This window comes from Dactylosporangium sp. NPDC050588, assembly GCF_040654975.1.
GTDB lineage: Bacteria > Actinomycetota > Actinomycetes > Mycobacteriales > Micromonosporaceae > Dactylosporangium > Dactylosporangium maewongense.
Genome location: NZ_JBFAJA010000032.1, coordinates 17,462 through 33,551, shown reverse-complemented (window position 1 = coordinate 33,551; position 16,090 = coordinate 17,462). Strand labels below are relative to the sequence as shown.

Sequence of the window (16,090 nt, the reverse complement as noted above, 5' to 3'; positions counted from 1 at the left end):
GAGGGCTGGTTGTGGGGACAGCCAGATCCGTCCCTTCGATCGACGCAATCGTGCGGAGTCCGCCGGAGCAGTGGCCAGATCCGTCCGTCTCTCCAATAACCCCCCATGCTGCGGGGGTCGTCAGCGGCGTGATCGAAGGAGAGGGCTGGTTGTGGGGACAGCCAGATCCGTCCTTCGATCAACGTAATCGTGCGGTGGGCGAAGGAGCGCGGTCTTGGTGGCGGGACGCTCCGGGCATTGATTGTCGGTGGCGTCGTGGGGGCATGTTGCGGGGATGGTTCACGCGGGTGGGTGGGGTTGGTGGCGAAGAGTGACATGTCGAGGGTTCGTGGGGGCGGTCGGCGGGTTACGTTGCCTGGCGTGAGTGGGTGGTGGCGGGACTTCGGGGCGGCGCGCTTCGGGCGGCCGGTCGCGCCGCGGCCGATCGTCCGGACCGGGTTGCTCGCGCGGCTCGACAGGGCGTTCGACGAAGCCGGCCAGGAGCAGGCCCGCCGAACTGCCGACCGGGACGCCGGCCTCGCGCCGGGCCGGGAGCGGTCACACCGACCTGCCGAGCAGGACGCCCGTCTCGCGCCGGAGCGGTCCGGCACGCTGCTCGGGCAGGGCCTGGGTGAGTGGGCGGACGCGGCGGCCGGGCGGGACGCGGGTTCGGCGGCGGGCGAAGTGTCCGGGCGTGGCTTGCAGGGCCGGGAGGACGCGGCAGCTGGGCGGAGTGCGGGTGCGGCGGCGGGCGAAGTGTCCGGGCGTGGCTTGCAGGGCCGGGAGGATGCGGCGGCCGGGCGGGGCGCGGGCTCGGTGTCAGGGCAGGGCCTGGGTGAGTGGGCGGACGCGGCGGCCGGGCGGGATGCGGGCGCGGCGGCGGGCGAAGTGTCCGGGCGCGGCCTGCCAGGCCGGGAGGACGCGGCAGCTGGGCGGAGTGCGGGTGCGGCGGCGGGCGAAGTGTCCGGGCGTGGCTTGCAGGGCCGGGAGGATGCGGCGGCCGGGCGGGGCGCGGGCTCGGTGTCAGGGCAGGGCCTGGGTGAGTGGGCGGATGCGGCGGCTGGGCGGGATGCGGGCGCGGCGGCGGGCGAAGTGTCGGGGCGCGGCTTGCAGGGCCGGGAGGATGCGGCGGCTGGGCGGGATGCGGGCGCGGCGGCGGGCGAAGTGTCGGGGCGCGGCTTGCAGGGCCGGGAGGATGCGGCGGCCGGGCGGGGCGCGGGCCCGGTGTCCGGGCAGGGGCTGAGGGGGCGGGCGGAGGCGGGGCAGGAGGCTGGGAGCGACAGGGCGGCAGGGGCGCCGGTGGTTGTGGTGGTGGCGGGGAGCGGGGCGGGGAAGAGCATCCTGCTGGGGCAGTGGGCCGAGCGGCGGGGGGCGGTGCTCGTGCAGGCGGAGGAGCTGCCGGCTGAGGTGCCTCCGGGTGCCCTCGTCGTGGTTGACGGGGTGGAGCGGCTGGAGGTCGGGGGTGCTGGGTGGGGGTGGGTGGTCGCGCGGGTCGGGGTGGTGCCGCTGGTGCTCAGTGGCAGGGAGCCGATTCCGGTGGCGGCGGTGGACCGGTTGGGGGCGGGGCACCTGGCGTTCGGCGAGGATGAGACGTATCAGGTGCTGGCGGCGGCGTTGGCGGATGCGGCGGGGGCCGACAGGCTGGCGCCTGACCTGCATCTGTTGACGGGGGGATGGCCCAGGCTCGTCGGGCTGGCGGCGGCGTGGCTGGCGCGGGTGCCGCAGGCGGAGCGGGCGGGCAGCCTGCGGCAGCTGGCGCGGGTCGACGGGGGGCTGCAGGAGCATCTCGTCGGCGCGCTGGTCGGGGTGCTCGACGCGGGGGAGCGGGAGCTCGTGCGGCGGCTCGCGTACCTGCCGGCGGTGGACGCCGGGCGGGCGGATGTCCTGGGGCTGGCGGAGGAGTGGGGCGCGGTGCCGCCGCTCGTGGTGCCGGCTCGGGCGGGGAAGGAGGCTTTCGTCGTACCGGAGCCGCTGCGGAAAACGATCCAGCAGCGGCTGCCGCTCGCTGAGGCCGAACGGCAGGCGCTGCTGGAGGCGTTTCAGGGAATGTAGTCCTCCAGCAGGGCCGGGGTGAGGCCGGCGGCCTTGATGGCCTGGAGGGCGGCGATGAAGTCGTCGACGAACCGGTCGCGGAAGTGCATCAGGATGATGTCGCCGCGCTGGACCGTGTTGCCCTGCTGGTAACGGACGATGCCCTTGTCGACGGTTTCCTTCCAGAAGAAGGCGGCGTGCATGCCGCAGTCGTGGGAGGCCTTCAGCGTCGTGTCGTCCTTCTCGCCGTACGGCGGGCGGAAGAGGACCGGGCGGCGGCCGTACCAGTTGCCGAGCTTGTCTGCGGAGTCGCAGATCTCCTTGCGCTGGACGTTGTACGACTTGCCGCGCAGGCTCTGGTGGGTGACCGTGTGCGCCTCGATGACGGCGCCGGCGTCCTGGAGGCGCTTGAAGTACTGCGGGTCGTTCCTGATCGCGTCGATCATGAGGAACAGCGTGACGGGCACGCCGGCCTGCTTGATCAGGTCGAGGGCCTCGGGTCGCTTGACCTGGCCGTCGTCGATGGTGATGAACGCGACGGGCTGGTCGGTCGGGATGCGGGAGTAGTACGCCGCGAGGTTGCCCTCCGGCAGGTGGACCTTGTCGGCCTTCGGGGCGCGGTCGAACTTCGGCAGCCGGTCACCGTAGTTGACGCCGGCGGGTGGTGCCGCCGCGGTGGTGGTGGCCTGCGTCTTCGAGGGCTTCGCGGCGGGCGAGGCCGACGGCGGGGCCGCTTCGGACGAGGCCGGCGACGCCGCGACGGCGCTGGAGGCGATCGCCGGCGGCGGGGCGGCGGCGTCCGTCCCCTTCGGATGGTCAGGCTTCGACGCGGCACAGCCCGCGAGCGTCGCGACGGCGAGGACCGCCGCGGCGATCCGGCGTGCCCTGAGGCGAGGGATGAGCACGCCGTGAGCCTATCCATGCGGGCACGTGAGGGGAGTCCCGAAAAGTGTGGGAAAAACCAGCTGAACCGGCTGCAACCCTCGCCTCACCCGGGCAGCGTGAACGTCCCACCCCGCTCGCGGACCAGCCCGTCCTCGATCAGCCCGGCCAGCGCCCGGCCGCGCTGCACCTCGTCGTCCCAGACGAGGTCGAGCCGCGCCGCGGGCACCGGGTCGTCGCTGGCGCGCAGCACCGCGAGCAGAAGGCCCCGCACATGGCGGTCGGTTCCGTGGTACCGCTGCGTGCGCCGGCTCGGGCCACTGGACGCCGGCGCCCCGGCGATGCGCCAGGCACAGACGCCGGCCATCGGGCACTCCTCGCAGCGCGGTGCGCGGGCGGTGCAGATCACGGCGCCGAGCTCCATGAACGCGACCGAGGCGCGGGCCGCCGCCTCGTGGTCCTCGGGCAGCAGCACCTCGACGGCGCGCAGGTCGGCGGGGGTGGTGGCCGGTCCGCCGTCGGCGACGCCGTCGACGATCCGGGCGACGACCCGGCGGACGTTGGTGTCCACGACCGGGTGGCGCTGGCGGAACGCGAACGCGGCGACCGCCCGGGCCGTGTACATGCCGATGCCCGGCAGCGCGAGCAGCGCGTCGACGTCGTCGGGGACGGCACCGTCGTGCCGCTCCACGATCGCCACCGCGCACGCGTGCAGGCGCAGGGCGCGGCGCGGGTAGCCGAGGCGGTCCCACGCGCGGATGGCCTCGCCGGGCGGGTCGGCGGCCAGGTGGGCGGGCGTCGGCCAGCGCTCCATCCAGCGGCGCCAGGCGGGGTCCACCCGGGACACCTGGGTCTGCTGGAGCATGACCTCGCTGACCAGCACGCCCCACGGTGTCGCGTCGGGCTGCCGCCAGGGGAGGTCCCGGGCGTTGGCGTCATACCAACTGGTGACGGTCTGTGAGAGGGCGATGGAGGCGATAAGGAAGGATAAGCCAGGTGAACGAGTACGCCGTCACCGTCATCGGCCACGACCGCCCCGGCATCATCGCCGACGTCGCGGAGATCCTCGCCGGTCTGGGCCTCAACCTCACCGACTCGACGATGACCCGCCTGCGCGGGCACTTCGCGATGACCCTGGTCTGCGCCGGGTCCGTGTCCGCCGCCGAGGTCGAGTCGGCGCTCGCGCCGCTGACCGCCGGCCGGACGCTGCTGGTCACCGTCCGCGAGGTGGGCCAGGACCTGGTCGACGAGCCTTCGGGCGCGCACTACGTGCTGACCGTCCACGGCGCGGACAAGCTGGGGATCGTGGCGGCGCTCTGCCGTACCGTGGCGGCGGCGGGCGGCAACATCACCGACCTGACCACCCGTCTGGCCGGCAACCTCTACGTGGTCGTGGCCGAGGTCGACGCGCCCGGGCCGATGGCGGACCTGGCCGAGGCGATCGAGCGGGTCGCCGGCGAGCTCGGGGTCGAGGCGACGCTGCGCGCGGGCGAAGCGGACCTGATGTGACCGTCCTGCAGGTCGTCCAGGCCCCCGCGGAGGTGCTGGGCTCGGCCGGCGTGGCCGTGGACCCGTGCGCCGACGACATCGTCAAGCTCGCGGCCGACCTCGTCGACACGATGCGGGTGTCGCCCGGCTGCGTCGGGCTCGCCGCGCCGCAGGTCGGCGTCGGCGCGCAGGTCTTCGCCGTCGACGTCACCGGCCACCCGAAGGCCCGCACCGTGCACGGCACGCTGGTGCTGTGCAACGCGCGGGTCGTCGAGGCCTCGCAGTGGCAGAAGGGCCGCGAGGGCTGCATGTCGGTGCCCGACCTCACCGGCGACGTGAAGCGCGCCAACCGGCTCGTCGTCGCCGGCCAGGTCCCCGGAACGGGTGACGAGATCGAGATCACTACGGATGCGTTCGAGGCGAGGGCTTTGCAGCACGAGATCGATCATTGCGCTGGGTTACTGTTCCTTGATCGTGTTGCCGGCGCGCATGCCGTATACGCCCGCAAGGTCTATCTCTGAGCGGTCTACACGGCGCGCCGCCCCGTCCGCCACTCGTTCCCTCGATACGGTGAGTGCATCATGAAGCTGACGGTTGGCCCGCTTCCCGCTGGCGTTTACTGGCGGCGTCGCGCCATCGTCGGCGGGGCGCTGCTCATCGTGGTGCTCATGCTGTGGGTGCAGTGCTCCGGACCGGACCCGAAGCGCACCCCGGCATCGGCACAGACCAAGGCTCCGGCTTCCACGGGGCCCACCGCCACGCCTGCCGCGGCCGAGCCGACGATCCAGACTCCGACGACCGGCGACCCGGTCTCCAGCGCGCCGCCTTCGAGCGCGCCCGCCGTGACGTCCACGGTGCCGGTCTGCGCCGACACGGACCTGTCGCTGGTGGCGCAGCCCGAGCAGGCGATGCAGTTCCGCGGGGCGTATCTCAAGTTCTTCCTGAAGATCAAGAACACCTCGACCCGGGAGTGCACGCGCGACCTCGGCGCCGACTATCAGGAGCTCTACCTGCAGGTCGGGGCGATCAAGATGTGGTCGTCGGACGCCTGCGACGCTCCGAAGGGCAGTCAGCCCACGACGCTGAAGCCGGGCATCGAGGTGCAGTTCTCCACCACGTGGAACGGCAAGACCACCAAGGACGGGTGCGAGCACCGGGATCTGCCGCCCGCCGGCAAGTACGAGCTGATGGCCCGCCTCGACACCAAGCTGAGCGCGCCGGTCCAGGTGCAGCTCACCTGAACATGGCTTCCTAGACGTAGCGCTCCAGGATCGAGGCCTCGGCCAGGCGGCTCAGGCCCTCCCGGACGCCGCGGGCGCGGGCGTCGCCGACGCCGTCGACCGCCTGCAGGTCCTCCACGGTCGCGCCGAGCAGCCGCTGCAGGCTGCCGAAGTGCTCGACCAGCCGGTCCACGACGAGCGCCGGCAGCCGCGGTACCTTGGCCAGCAACCGGAACCCACGAGGCGACACCGCGGCGTCCAGGGCGTCGCTCGCCCCCGGATAGCCCAGCGACTTCGCCACCGCGACCAGGTCGATCAGCTCCGTCGCCGTCAACGCGTCCAGCTCGTCGAGCGCGTCGTCCGATGAACGGCTGCGCCGCCCCGACGGCAGGTAGTCGCGGATCACCAGCGTCCGGTCGGCCTCCACGCCCGCCATCAGCTCCTCGAGCTGCAGCGCCAGCAGCCGCCCGTCGGTGCCGAGCTCGACCACATACCCCGCGATCTCGTCCGCGATGCGCCGCACCATCTCCAGCCGCTGCACCACCGCCACCGCGTCGCGGACCGTGACCAGGTCCTCGATCTCCAGCGCCGAGAGCGTCCCACTGACCTCGTCGAGGCGCAGCTTGTACCGCTCCAGCGTGGCGAGCGCCTGGTTCGCCTTCGACAGGATCGCGGCCGAGTCGTCCAGCACGTGTCGCTGGCCGTTCACATACAGGCCGATGATCCGCATCGACTGGCTCACCGAGATGACCGGGAACCCCGCCTGCTTCGCCACCCGCTCGGCCGTCCGGTGCCGGGTCCCCGACTCCTCCGACGGGATGGTCGGGTCGGGCATCAGGTGCACGGCGGCCCGGACAATTCTCGTGCCGTCACTCGACAGGACGACAGCACCGTCCATCTTGCACAGCTCACGCAGCCGCGTCGCGGAGAACTCGACATCCAGCGGGAACCCGCCGGTGCAGATCTGCTCCACCACCTTGTCGTAGCCGAGGACGATCAGGGCGCCCGTGCGCCCCCGGAGGATGCGCTCCAGCCCGTCACGCAGCACCGTCCCCGGCGCCATCAGGGCGAGCGTCGCCCGCAGCGGGTCTGCGGCGGCCCAACCCCCGTTGAGGCCGGTGTGGGAACCGCCTCTGCTGGGCTCGCGGTCTATCGGCACCCGCACAGTCTACGGATGGTCGGACATCCGGTGCTGGTGCGGTATCGACCCAGCCCGTAGAGTGGGCCGACGCCATCAACTGATGGATCGAAGTTGATGTCTGTGAGGTCTCATCGGTGGCCGGTCCCGAGCGGATCGAGTGGCGGCGCAGCTTCCCGTCCCGCGCACTGGTCAGCCTCGCCTGGTACGTGCTCTCCGCCTCTCTCGCCGTCGGCCTGGTCCGCGGCTTCTTCGCCGACGAGCCCGACGTCCTGCCGTCAGGCGCGAACAACCCCCTCGCCGACCTTCCGATGTGGACCGTCGCCCTCGCCGCGGTCGGCGCCACCCCCTTCGTCCTCGCCGTCGTGCGTCGCCCCCGGGTCGGCGCCAACCACTTCGCCCTCACCCTGCGCCCCGGCTGGGTCCGCACGCTGGTCCTGCCGTGGTCACGCGTCGCACAGGTGGCCCTGATGGACGTCGGCGGCGAGCGGTACCTGCTGGTCAGGCTCCGGGCCGGCCTGGACCGGACCGGCACCAACCCCGGCTGGCTCGACCAGAACGTCGTCCGCGAACTGTCGAAGACCCCCTCGAAGCGCGCCCGCGGCTTCGACGTCGCCGTCCGCCTCCGCGACTTCACCGGCACCTCCGGCGGCCAGCTGGCGGCCTTGGCCGCCTTCGCCCCCGACCAGGTCCTCATCGCCAACCACCTGCCGCTGTAGCTGTAGCTGTATCTCCGCCCCACCGCTTCGCGGCGGGTCCCGGCGGGGATTCTCACCCGCACCCCAATGCGCCGCGCAGCGGCGCATTGGGGGTCCGGGGTGAGAATCCCCCGGCGGGCCCCGCCGCGGCAGCGGTGGGGAGGTGAGCCCATGGCCGAAGGCCACAGGCGGGTAACAGCGCATTGGGGGTCCGGGGTGAGAATCCCCCGGCGGGCCCCGCCGCGGCAGCGGTGGGGAGGTGAGCCGATGGCCGAAGGCCACAGGCGGGTAACAGGCTTCAGCGAAGCTGCCGGCGGCGGCGGAGAGCGGCGGCGGTGGCGACGCCGCCCAGGATGGCGCCGGTGGCGAGGGCGGCGGGGATGGCGATCTTCGCGGCCTTGCGGCCGGTGCGGAAGTCGCGGACCTCCCAGCCTCGCTTGCGGGCCTCGCGGCGCAGGGCGGGGTCGGGGTTGACGGCGACGGCGTGGCCGACGGTGGAGAGCATCGGGGTGTCGTTGACCGAGTCGCTGTAGGCGGAGCACAGCGACAGGTCCAGGCCCTCGACCGAGGCGAGCGCGGTGATCGCGGCGGCCTTCTCGGGGCCGTGCATGAGGTCGCCGACGAGGCGGCCGGTGTAGACGTCGTCCTGGATCTCGGCGACGGTGCCGATGGCGCCGGTGAGGCCGAGGCGCTGGGCGATGATGCGGCCGAGCTCGACGGGGGCGGCGGTGACGAGCCAGACCCGCTGGCCGGCGTCGAGGTGGAGCTGGGCGAGGGCACGGGTGCCGGACCAGATGCGGTCGGCCATCAGCTCGTCGAAGATCTCCTCGCAGAGGCGCGACATGTCGTCGACCTTCCAGCCGGCGATGAACGCGAGCGCCGCGGACTTGGCGCCGGCGACGGTGCCGGCGTGCTCGGAGGCGAGGAGGCGGAAGCGGGCCTGCTGGTACGCGAAGCGGACCAGGTCGCCGCTGGTGAAGTAGCGGCGCTTCGCGAGGCCGCGGGCGAAGTAGTAGATCGACGCGCCCTGCATCATCGTGTTGTCGACGTCGAAGAACGCGGCGGCGGACAGGTCGGCGGGGACGGCGAGCGCGGCCTCGACCTCCGCGACGGCCCAGCCGGCTGACGGCGAAGTGGATCTGGGCGGCGCGATACGGCCCTGCCGGCGGCGGCGCAGGGCGAGCGCGGCGGTCGAAGGTCGGATCGGCATGCGGAGAAACCCCCTGTCGTGTTCGACCAACCGTACCGGCATGGACAACGACAAGGGCCCGGTGTCAGACACCGGGCCCTTCTCAACGCTGCTGGCGGACCATCAGTGGAACAGCCAGTCGAGCAGGCCCTGGTTCTTCGTGGGGGAAGGTGAGGGACCCTGGGAGGGCACCGCCGGCGCGGACTCGGTCGCCGTGCCGTTGGAGGCCGATCCGCTCGGGACGGGACGCTGGCCGGCGGGGGCGCCGGTCTGGCCCGGGTTGTTCTGCTGCTGGGTGTTGCCGGGCTGCTGGTTGGTCCCGGAGGTCTTCTGCCCGGCCGGCTTGCACGCGGTGCTGTTGGGCACCGGTCCGAGCTGGTCGGCGGCGGAGACCGCGGCGGTGCCGCACTTGATCAGCGGGCGGATCGCCTTGGAGCGCCGGTCGATCTCGTCGAGCAGGGTGACGGAGTTGCCGGCCCGTGCCCTGGCGTCGCCGTCGACGCCGTTGCGGAGCTTCTCGGCACCCGCGTGCTGCGTGGACACGAACGCGTCGATGGCGTCGAGCGCGGCGGCGTCCTTGCGGCTCACGGCGGTCGTGGTCAGCAGGCGCACACCTTCGAGCGTCTCGCTGTCCATGTCGTCGAGGACCGCGGTCAGACCCGCCGGGTCCTTCACCGCCTGTGCCTCGTCGAGCCGGGTCCGGGCGAACTCGAGGTACAGCTGGCCGCGGCTGATGTCCGAGCCGGCGAGCGCCAGCTGGGCCTTCTCCGTGGACCGCTTCACCGTGTAGAGGGCGTCGCCGGGGATGGCGTCGCCGCTCGCCGCGGACATGCCCGACAGCGCGAGGGTGCCGGCGGCGAGGCCGACGACGATCGCGCCGCGGGTCCGGGTCCGCCGGCTGACCGCCGGCCTGCTGCCCGCCGGGCGCCGCAGTGAGCGCACGCCCCTGCGGGCCGCCTCGGGCTCCGGGTCCTTGGCGGTGATGCCGATGCCTTCTCGTTCTGCCGTGGCCAGGAGCATGGCCCGCAGCCCGTCCTTGAACTCCTGCTGCGTCTCCACTTTGACCGGCATCTCGGCCAGCCGTTGGCTGACCGAGACCAGTTCGGTCAGGGAGTCGTCGAGCGTGGACCTCATGCGGTGCCTGCGGGCTCCTGCAGCCTCGTCCACGAGCTGTGCGAAACGCTCAACCCGGCGACGGTGGAAGACGGAGCCGATCACCTGAGGCACCCCCCTTCACTGATCGCGTCACTCAGGCGCGGCAGGGCAGCGGGATGGTGTGCCACCGCGTCCGCCGTGCGCCAAGCCGACGGTCGCACCCGGACCAACGGTGCAGAGCGGAAGCTGGTTACGGCGCCGGAGGAGGCACTGTAACGGAAGGTGACAACGGTCACGGCTGGAATCCGTCGGGGAGCAGCCGCGCGAGGGCGCGCACGGCGCGGTACTGCAGCGCCTTGATCGCTCCCTCGTTCTTGCTCATGGCCTGTGCGGTCTCCGCGACGGAGAACCCGTGCAGGAAGCGCAGCACGATGCACTCCTGCTGTTCCGGGTTGAGCTGTTTGACCGCCTTGAGCAGGTCGACGTTGGTGATGTGGTCGATGACCGCGGCCTCGGGGCTGCCCTCGGGCCCCCGGTCGGGCCGGTCGGCGTCCAGGACGTCACCCGTGGTGACCTCCAGCCGGTACCGCCCGGACTTGAAGTGGTCCGCGACGAGGTTCCGCGCGATCGTGACGAGCCAGGCGCCGAGGTCGCGACCCTGCCAGGTGAAGCTGCCGATGCGCTTCAGCGCGCGCAGGAACGTGTCGGCGGTGAGGTCCTCGGCGAGCTGCCGGTTGCCGACGCGGAAGTACACGAACCGGAAGACGGTGTCGAAGTACCGGTCGTACAGCAGGCCGAACGCCGCGCCGTCGCCGGCCTGGGCGCGCTCGATCAGCGCCCACACCTCCGAGGCGGGGTCGCCGCGGTCCGGCCGCGCCGGCTTCGGGGCGGGCTCCTGCGCGGGGCCACCCGGCTCGGGCGCGGTGTCGACGAGCGTCCCGGCGACCACGGATTTCGTGATCGGGACCGTGTCGTCCTCGATGAGACCGGCACCCGGCGACGGCTTGGCGCCCGGGTTCGGTCTGACGTTTGTGCCGGCGCCTTGACCGGAACCCTGACGGGTGGGTGCCTCGTTGGTGTGGGGGCGTCCCCGTGTACGCGGAACGCTGCCGCCTTCACCGCGGATCACCGTGCTGAACATGTCGCGCACTGAGTCGCGGACGGACTCGCGCAGGATCGACAGCCCATCGGCGAGTGCGTGCTCGGCGTCGAACACGTGCTGAATCGCGGTCATGCTGCGCAATCCAGACGACACGGCCTATTCGGCGCGATCACGGGCACTTCGGCCTCCTCGGGGTGAGGGGTGTCAACTCGCAACAAATGGGGTGAGCTGACTTGGGTGATGATAGGTCCGGCGTCACCCGCATGTGGGCAGTCTTTGGCGTGAGGGCACAATTCTTCCCACGGATCGGGGACGCCTCGGCGCACATGCTGTCCGTCACGTGACGGCAACTCGCCGTGCAACACGCCGCATACTTGGGCAAACGGGACGTAGTCACGCCGCACTTACTCGGGTGCGACACACCCAACCCACACGATCGAGTGGACCTTTACTCAGTCGGCGTGTCGGGCGCCTAAGCACCCTGGCACAGCACCGGGTGCCCCGAGGGTGATAGGTGACGGGTGATCTCTCAGGTGGCGGCAAGTCACCCGTGACGTGGCAGACTGATCGACCGTGCAGGACGTCACGAACTTCGCCGACCTGGTCCGGCGCGCCGCCGCCTTCGCTGGCGCCCGACCGGCCCTGCGATCACACGCCACCCTGATCACCTGGTCGGAGCTCGACCAGCAGGTCGACGCGGTCGCCGCGCACCTGGCCGGGCTCGCCCTGCCGGCCGACGACCACGGCCCCGCCCGGGTCGCGATCGCGCTGCCCAACGTGCCGGAGTTCGCCGCCGTGTTCTTCGGGGTGCTGCGCGCCGGGCTGGTCGCCGTCCCGATCAACCCTGCCTACACCGCCCGCGAGCTGACCCACGTGCTCACCGACTCGGGCGCCGCGGTCCTGGTGGGCACCCAGCCGGTGACCGCCGCCGTGGAGACGCCGGCCCGCCGGTACACCCTGGGCGGCAACCTGCCGGAGCTGCTCCAGCCGGCCGCCGCCGCACCGGACGGGACGCCCGGCGGCCTGGCGCTGCTCCTCTACACGTCCGGCACCGCCGGCGCCCCGAAGGGCGCGATGCTGTCGCACCGGGCCCTGCTCGCCAACCACGAGCAGCTCGCCGCGATCGACCCGCCGCCGGTGCGCCCCGACGACGTGCTGCTGCTCGCCGTGCCGCTCTTCCACGCGTACGGGCTGAACAGCGGCCTCGGCGCCGTCGCCTACCACGGCGCGTGCGGCGTGCTCGTCGAGCGGTTCGACCCCGCCGACTCCCTGGAGGCCATCGAGCGGCACGGCGTCACCGGCGTCGTCGGCGTCCCGCCCATGTTCATCGCCTGGTCGCTGATGGGGGAGCGGCTCACCCGCGCATGGGCCGGCGTCCGCCTCGCCGTCTGCGGCGCGTCACCGCTGGACGCCGCCGCCGAGCGGCGCTTCGCCGAGGCGACCGGGAAGCCGGTGCATCAGGGGTACGGGCTGACCGAGGCCGCCCCCGTGGTGTCCAGCACGCTCTCCAGTCACACGGTCAAGCCCGGCTCGATCGGCCGCCCGATCCCCGGCGTCGAGCTCAAGCTCCTCGACGCCGGCGGTGAGGAGGTGCTCCTGGACGAGGACGACGAGGTCCGCACCGACCCCGGCGAGATCGTCGTGCGCGGCCCGAACCTCTTCGACGGCTACTGGCCCGGCGGCGAGGACGCGCCCGGCGCCGACGGCTGGTGGGCGACCGGCGACGTCGCCTACGCCGACGAGGACGGCGACCTGTTCATCGTCGACCGGCTCGGCGAGCTGATCCTCGTCAGCGGCTTCAACGTGTACCCGCACGAGGTCGAGCTCGTGCTGGCCGCGCACCCCGCGGTGGTGGAGGCGGCCGCGCTGGGCGTGCCCCACCCGTACACCGGCCAGACCGTCAAGGTCGTCGTCGTGCGGCGCCCCGGGTCGCAGGTCACCGCCGAGGAGCTGATCGCGCACTGCGAACGCAACCTCGCCAGGTTCAAGTGCCCGACCGCCGTCGAGTTCGTCGACGAGCTGCCCCACTCCGCGACCGGCAAGATCCGTAAGGCGGCGCTGCGATGAGGCTCACCCTGTACACCCGGCCCGGCTGCCACCTGTGCGACGTCGCCAAGGAGGCGATGGAACGGGTCGCCGCCGCGACCGGCGAGGCCTGGACCGAGGTCGACATCACCGGCGACGAGGCCCTGGAGGAGGAGTACGGCTTCCGCATCCCGGTCGTCCTCCTCGACGGCAAGGAGCACGGCTACTGGCGCGTGGAGGAGGACCGGCTCCTGCGCGACATACGGCTATCCTCACCCGCGTGAAGCACCTCGTCTGGGACTGGAACGGGACCCTGCTCGACGACCTGAAGCTGGTCGTCGACGCCACCAACGTCTGCCTGGCCACCGTCGGCGGCCCGGTGATCACCGCCGCCGACCACCGCCGTGACTTCCGCCGCCCGATCCTCGACTACTACGCGCACGTGCTCGCCCGCCCCGTCGACCAGGTCGAGTTCCAGCTGCTCGACGACGCGTTCCACGACGCGTACCGGCTGGGCATGGCCGACGTCCAGCTCGTCCCCGACGCCCTCGCCGCGATGGGCCGCTGGACCGGCACCCAGTCGCTGCTGTCGATGTTCTTCCACGACGAGCTGCTGATCGAGGTCGAGCGGCACGGCCTCGGCGCCCGGCTGGTCCGCGTCGACGGCCTGCCCGGCACCGTCGGCGGCCACCGCAAGGCCGCCTACCTGGAGCGTCACCTGGAGGCCCTCGCCCTCGACCCCGCCGATGTCGTGCTCATCGGCGACTCCGTCGACGACGGCGAGGCCGCCACGTCCGTCGGCGCGTCCTGCGTCCTGTACGCCGGCGGCTTCACCGACGAGACGCTGCTGAAAGCGACCGGCCTGCCGGTGGCGTACACGCTGCTCGAAGCCGTCGAGCTGGCGGCATGAGCGGGCCGCGGCGGAGCGGGGAGCCGCTCATCACGGGCGCGGGGACCGGCTCAGACCGGCGCCGGAGCGCCCCGGAGGTGACGGCATGAATATGCGGGTGGTTGTCGCGGACGACGCGGTGCTGCTGCGGGAGGGTCTGGTGCGGCTGCTCACCGAGAGCGGCCACACGGTCGTCGCCGCCGTCGGCGACGGCCCGAGCCTGGTCGCGGCGGTCGTCGAGCATCGGCCCGACGTCGCGATCGTCGACGTGCGGATGCCGCCGTCGCACACCGACGAGGGCCTGCGCGCCGCCGTCGAGGCCCGCCGGCAGGTGCCGGGCACCCCGATCCTGGTCCTGTCGCAGTACGTCGAGGTCTCCTACGCCGACGACCTCCTCGCCGACCGGGCCGGCGCCGTCGGCTACCTGCTCAAGGACCGCGTGTCCGACGTCGCCGACTTCCTCGACGGCATGCGGCGCGTCGCGTCCGGCGCCACCGTCCTGGACCCGGAGGTCGTCGGCCAGCTGCTGGTCCGCCGCCGCCGCGACGACCCGTTGCGCAGCCTCACCCCGCGGGAGCGCGAGGTGCTGGGGCTGATGGCGGAGGGCCGCTCCAACACGGCGATCGCCCGCAAGCTCGTCGTCACCGACGGCGCCGTCGAGAAGCACGTCAAGAACATCTTCACCAAGCTCGACCTGCCCCCGGACGACGAGCAGCACCGCCGGGTGCTGGCGGTGCTGACGTACCTGCAGACGTGAGGTCCGGCCCGGACCTCACGGCGGCTCGGATCGGGGTGGCTCGGATCAGAGGGCTCGGTCGGCTCAGACGGCTCAGACGGCTCAGACGGGCAGGATCGCGGTGAGGCGGGTGCCCTCGCCGGGCGGGCTGGTGACGGTCATCTCGCCGCCGGCGGCCTTGACCCGGTCGGCGAGGCCGGTCAGGCCGTGCCCCTTGGCCAGGCTCGCCCCGCCGACACCGTCGTCCTCGACGGTGACCAGCAGCCCGTACGCCGACCGCTGGAGCCGCACCCGGCACTCCTCGGCACCGGCGTGCTTCGCGACGTTGGTCAGCGCCTCGGCGACGACGAAGTAGGTCGTGGTCTCCAGGCTCTCCGCCAGCCGCTCGTCCAGCTCCGGCAGGTCCAGGTCCACGGGCACCGGCGACCGGCCGGCGAGCGCGGTCAGCGCGGCCCGCAGCCCGCGGTCGACCAGGATCGGCGGCGCGATGCCGCGCGACAGCGCCCGCAGCTCGTCGAGCGTCTCCCGGGTCTGTGCGAGTGCCTCCGCGACCGTGGCACGCGCCGCCAGCGGGTCCGACTCGAACTGCAGGTCGGCCCGGCCGAGGTCCATCGCCAGCCGCACGAGCCGCTGCTGCGGGCCGTCGTGGATGTCGCGCTCGAGGCGGCGCAGCGCGGTCGCCTCCGCGGAGACGGCGGCCTCCCGCTGGGCGCGGGCGGCGTCCCGGCCGGCCTCGGCCTCCACGACCCGCTCCCGCAGCTCGTTGACGCCGTTGAGCAGCGCCCGGGCGAACTGCGCCTCCAGCTGCGCGGCGCCCCGCACGACCGGCACCAGGGTGAGCGCGAAGATCAGGCCGAGCCCGGTGTAGAGCAGCACCCGGCCGCTGTCGCCGCCGCCGATGCCGATGAGCTCGTTGAGGTCCTTGTTGTCCGGGGGGCGGGGGATCGACCAGTCCCATAGGATGGTGGTGACACCGCTGAGGGCGCCGACCCACCAGGTGACGACGAACGCGAAGGCGATCGTGCTCGGGATGAAGCGCAGGATCCCGTGCAGCAGGTCCAGCCACGACTGACCGTCGCTGAGCGGCACGATCATCTTTCGCCAGAAGCCGTCGTCCGGGTCGGGTTTCTTGTAATAGGGGTGCGGTAGCCGGGTCCGGAGCACGGGTCCGATCCGCGCGCGCTCGACGGTGGCGAAGCCGCGGGCCTGGAAGAGCGTCGCGACCAGGATCGGGAAGCCGAGCACGGTGACGATCAGCCCGACGCCGAGGGCGAAGCCGACGAGGAAGAGCACCACGGTCAGGATGCCGAGTGGGAAGCCGAGCAGCACGTACTGGGTGTCAACGGCAAGCTGGCGGAAGACTCCGCGGCGGCGAGGGGTGATGGTCGTTGTCATGTCATCGACGCTATGCATGACGCCTCGCCCATCCCATCCCGCGGCCCGGCTTCTCGGTAGTAGGGGCAACCCTACCGAGACGTGTAGCCTGGCTACTGGTGAGTTTTTCTCTTCCGCGTGTCGTCAGCGAAATGCCCGATTTTGTAGTGATACTTCATCGAGCGCCCGCCCGCTGCCGGCCAGGTCCGGGGAAAGGGGCACGCAGGTGCCGCGGGGGCATTCC

15 protein-coding genes and 1 pseudogene are annotated in these 16,090 nt (G+C 72.5%); 9 read left to right on the top strand and 7 right to left on the bottom strand.

Annotation, left to right across the window (positions count from 1 at the left end; all coding sequences use genetic code 11):
- The first annotated feature begins 360 nt into the window (after positions 1-360).
- Positions 361-2,031, top strand: coding sequence for a hypothetical protein (locus tag AB0I21_RS23020; protein ID WP_360563990.1), 1,671 nt, complete (start codon positions 361-363; stop codon positions 2,029-2,031).
- On the opposite strand, the gene AB0I21_RS23015 is transcribed toward AB0I21_RS23020, so the two are convergent.
- Together AB0I21_RS23015 and AB0I21_RS23010 are read right to left on the bottom strand one after the other, a co-directional pair.
- Positions 2,019-2,915, bottom strand: coding sequence for a polysaccharide deacetylase family protein (locus AB0I21_RS23015; RefSeq protein ID WP_360563988.1), 897 nt, complete (start codon positions 2,913-2,915; stop codon positions 2,019-2,021). The two genes, AB0I21_RS23020 and AB0I21_RS23015, sit on opposite strands and share 13 nt — an antisense overlap.
- An 83-nt stretch (positions 2,916-2,998) precedes the next feature.
- The gene (locus AB0I21_RS23010) at positions 2,999-3,775 is read right to left on the bottom strand and encodes an A/G-specific adenine glycosylase (RefSeq protein ID WP_360563987.1); all 777 of its coding nucleotides are present in this window, start codon (positions 3,773-3,775) and stop codon (positions 2,999-3,001) included.
- Positions 3,776-3,888: 113 nt separating this feature from the next.
- Here AB0I21_RS23010 and AB0I21_RS23005 point away from each other — a divergent pair, with 113 nt between their 5' ends.
- Genes AB0I21_RS23005 through AB0I21_RS22995 form a run of 3 tightly spaced genes read left to right on the top strand, consistent with a single transcriptional unit; the run spans position 3,889 to position 5,621 of the window.
- Positions 3,889-4,401, top strand: coding sequence for an ACT domain-containing protein (locus AB0I21_RS23005; protein ID WP_360563985.1), 513 nt, complete (start codon positions 3,889-3,891; stop codon positions 4,399-4,401).
- A complete protein-coding gene (locus AB0I21_RS23000; RefSeq protein ID WP_344509132.1) occupies positions 4,398-4,901 on the top strand; it encodes a peptide deformylase in 504 nt (167 codons plus the stop codon). Before AB0I21_RS23005 ends, AB0I21_RS23000 begins: the two co-directional genes overlap by 4 nt.
- Positions 4,902-4,961: 60 nt before the next feature.
- The gene (locus AB0I21_RS22995; protein ID WP_360563984.1) at positions 4,962-5,621 is read left to right on the top strand and encodes a hypothetical protein; all 660 of its coding nucleotides are present in this window, start codon (positions 4,962-4,964) and stop codon (positions 5,619-5,621) included.
- 10 nt (positions 5,622-5,631) lie between these two features.
- Here AB0I21_RS22995 and disA read toward each other — a convergent pair whose 3' ends face one another.
- Positions 5,632-6,753: a DNA integrity scanning diadenylate cyclase DisA gene (gene disA / locus AB0I21_RS22990; RefSeq protein WP_344509373.1), complete on the bottom strand. Its 1,122-nt coding sequence runs from the start codon at positions 6,751-6,753 to the stop codon at positions 5,632-5,634.
- 122 nt (positions 6,754-6,875) lie between these two features.
- Here disA and AB0I21_RS22985 point away from each other — a divergent pair, with 122 nt between their 5' ends.
- Positions 6,876-7,457 (top strand): hypothetical protein, encoded by a 582-nt coding sequence (locus AB0I21_RS22985; protein WP_360563982.1) that lies wholly within the window; start codon positions 6,876-6,878, stop codon positions 7,455-7,457.
- Positions 7,458-7,734: 277 nt separating this feature from the next.
- On the opposite strand, the gene AB0I21_RS22980 is transcribed toward AB0I21_RS22985, so the two are convergent.
- The 3 genes and pseudogenes from AB0I21_RS22980 to AB0I21_RS22970 all read right to left on the bottom strand — a co-directional run bounded on the left by AB0I21_RS22980 (position 7,735) and on the right by AB0I21_RS22970 (position 10,861).
- Positions 7,735-8,646 (bottom strand): HAD-IB family hydrolase, encoded by a 912-nt coding sequence (locus tag AB0I21_RS22980; RefSeq protein WP_360563981.1) that lies wholly within the window; start codon positions 8,644-8,646, stop codon positions 7,735-7,737.
- Positions 8,647-8,979: 333 nt separating this feature from the next.
- A pseudogene (locus AB0I21_RS22975) lies at positions 8,980-9,843 on the bottom strand (DUF5667 domain-containing protein); the annotation flags it as partial.
- A gap of 169 nt (positions 9,844-10,012) precedes the next feature.
- Complete coding sequence (locus AB0I21_RS22970; protein ID WP_360564087.1) at positions 10,013-10,861, bottom strand: sigma-70 family RNA polymerase sigma factor; 849 nt, start codon at positions 10,859-10,861, stop codon at positions 10,013-10,015.
- 534 nt (positions 10,862-11,395) lie between these two features.
- Here AB0I21_RS22970 and AB0I21_RS22965 point away from each other — a divergent pair.
- The 4 genes from AB0I21_RS22965 to AB0I21_RS22950 all read left to right on the top strand — a co-directional run bounded on the left by AB0I21_RS22965 (position 11,396) and on the right by AB0I21_RS22950 (position 14,493).
- Entirely contained in the window at positions 11,396-12,889 is a 1,494-nt protein-coding gene (locus AB0I21_RS22965) for an AMP-binding protein (protein ID WP_360563979.1), read from the top strand.
- A complete protein-coding gene (locus tag AB0I21_RS22960; RefSeq protein WP_360563977.1) occupies positions 12,886-13,131 on the top strand; it encodes a glutaredoxin family protein in 246 nt (81 codons plus the stop codon). The genes AB0I21_RS22965 and AB0I21_RS22960 overlap by 4 nt, the downstream gene beginning before the upstream one ends.
- Entirely contained in the window at positions 13,128-13,757 is a 630-nt protein-coding gene (locus AB0I21_RS22955) for an HAD hydrolase-like protein (protein ID WP_360563976.1), read from the top strand. The genes AB0I21_RS22960 and AB0I21_RS22955 overlap by 4 nt, the downstream gene beginning before the upstream one ends.
- Positions 13,758-13,848: 91 nt before the next feature.
- On the top strand, positions 13,849-14,493 hold the full coding sequence (locus tag AB0I21_RS22950) for a response regulator transcription factor (RefSeq protein WP_344511637.1): 645 nt from the start codon (positions 13,849-13,851) through the stop codon (positions 14,491-14,493).
- A gap of 81 nt (positions 14,494-14,574) precedes the next feature.
- Here the strand turns inward: AB0I21_RS22950 and AB0I21_RS22945 are convergent, their stop codons facing one another.
- Positions 14,575-15,867, bottom strand: a complete 1,293-nt coding sequence (locus AB0I21_RS22945; RefSeq protein ID WP_360563974.1) for a sensor histidine kinase — start codon at positions 15,865-15,867, stop codon at positions 14,575-14,577.
- Positions 15,868-16,090: the final 223 nt, after the last annotated feature.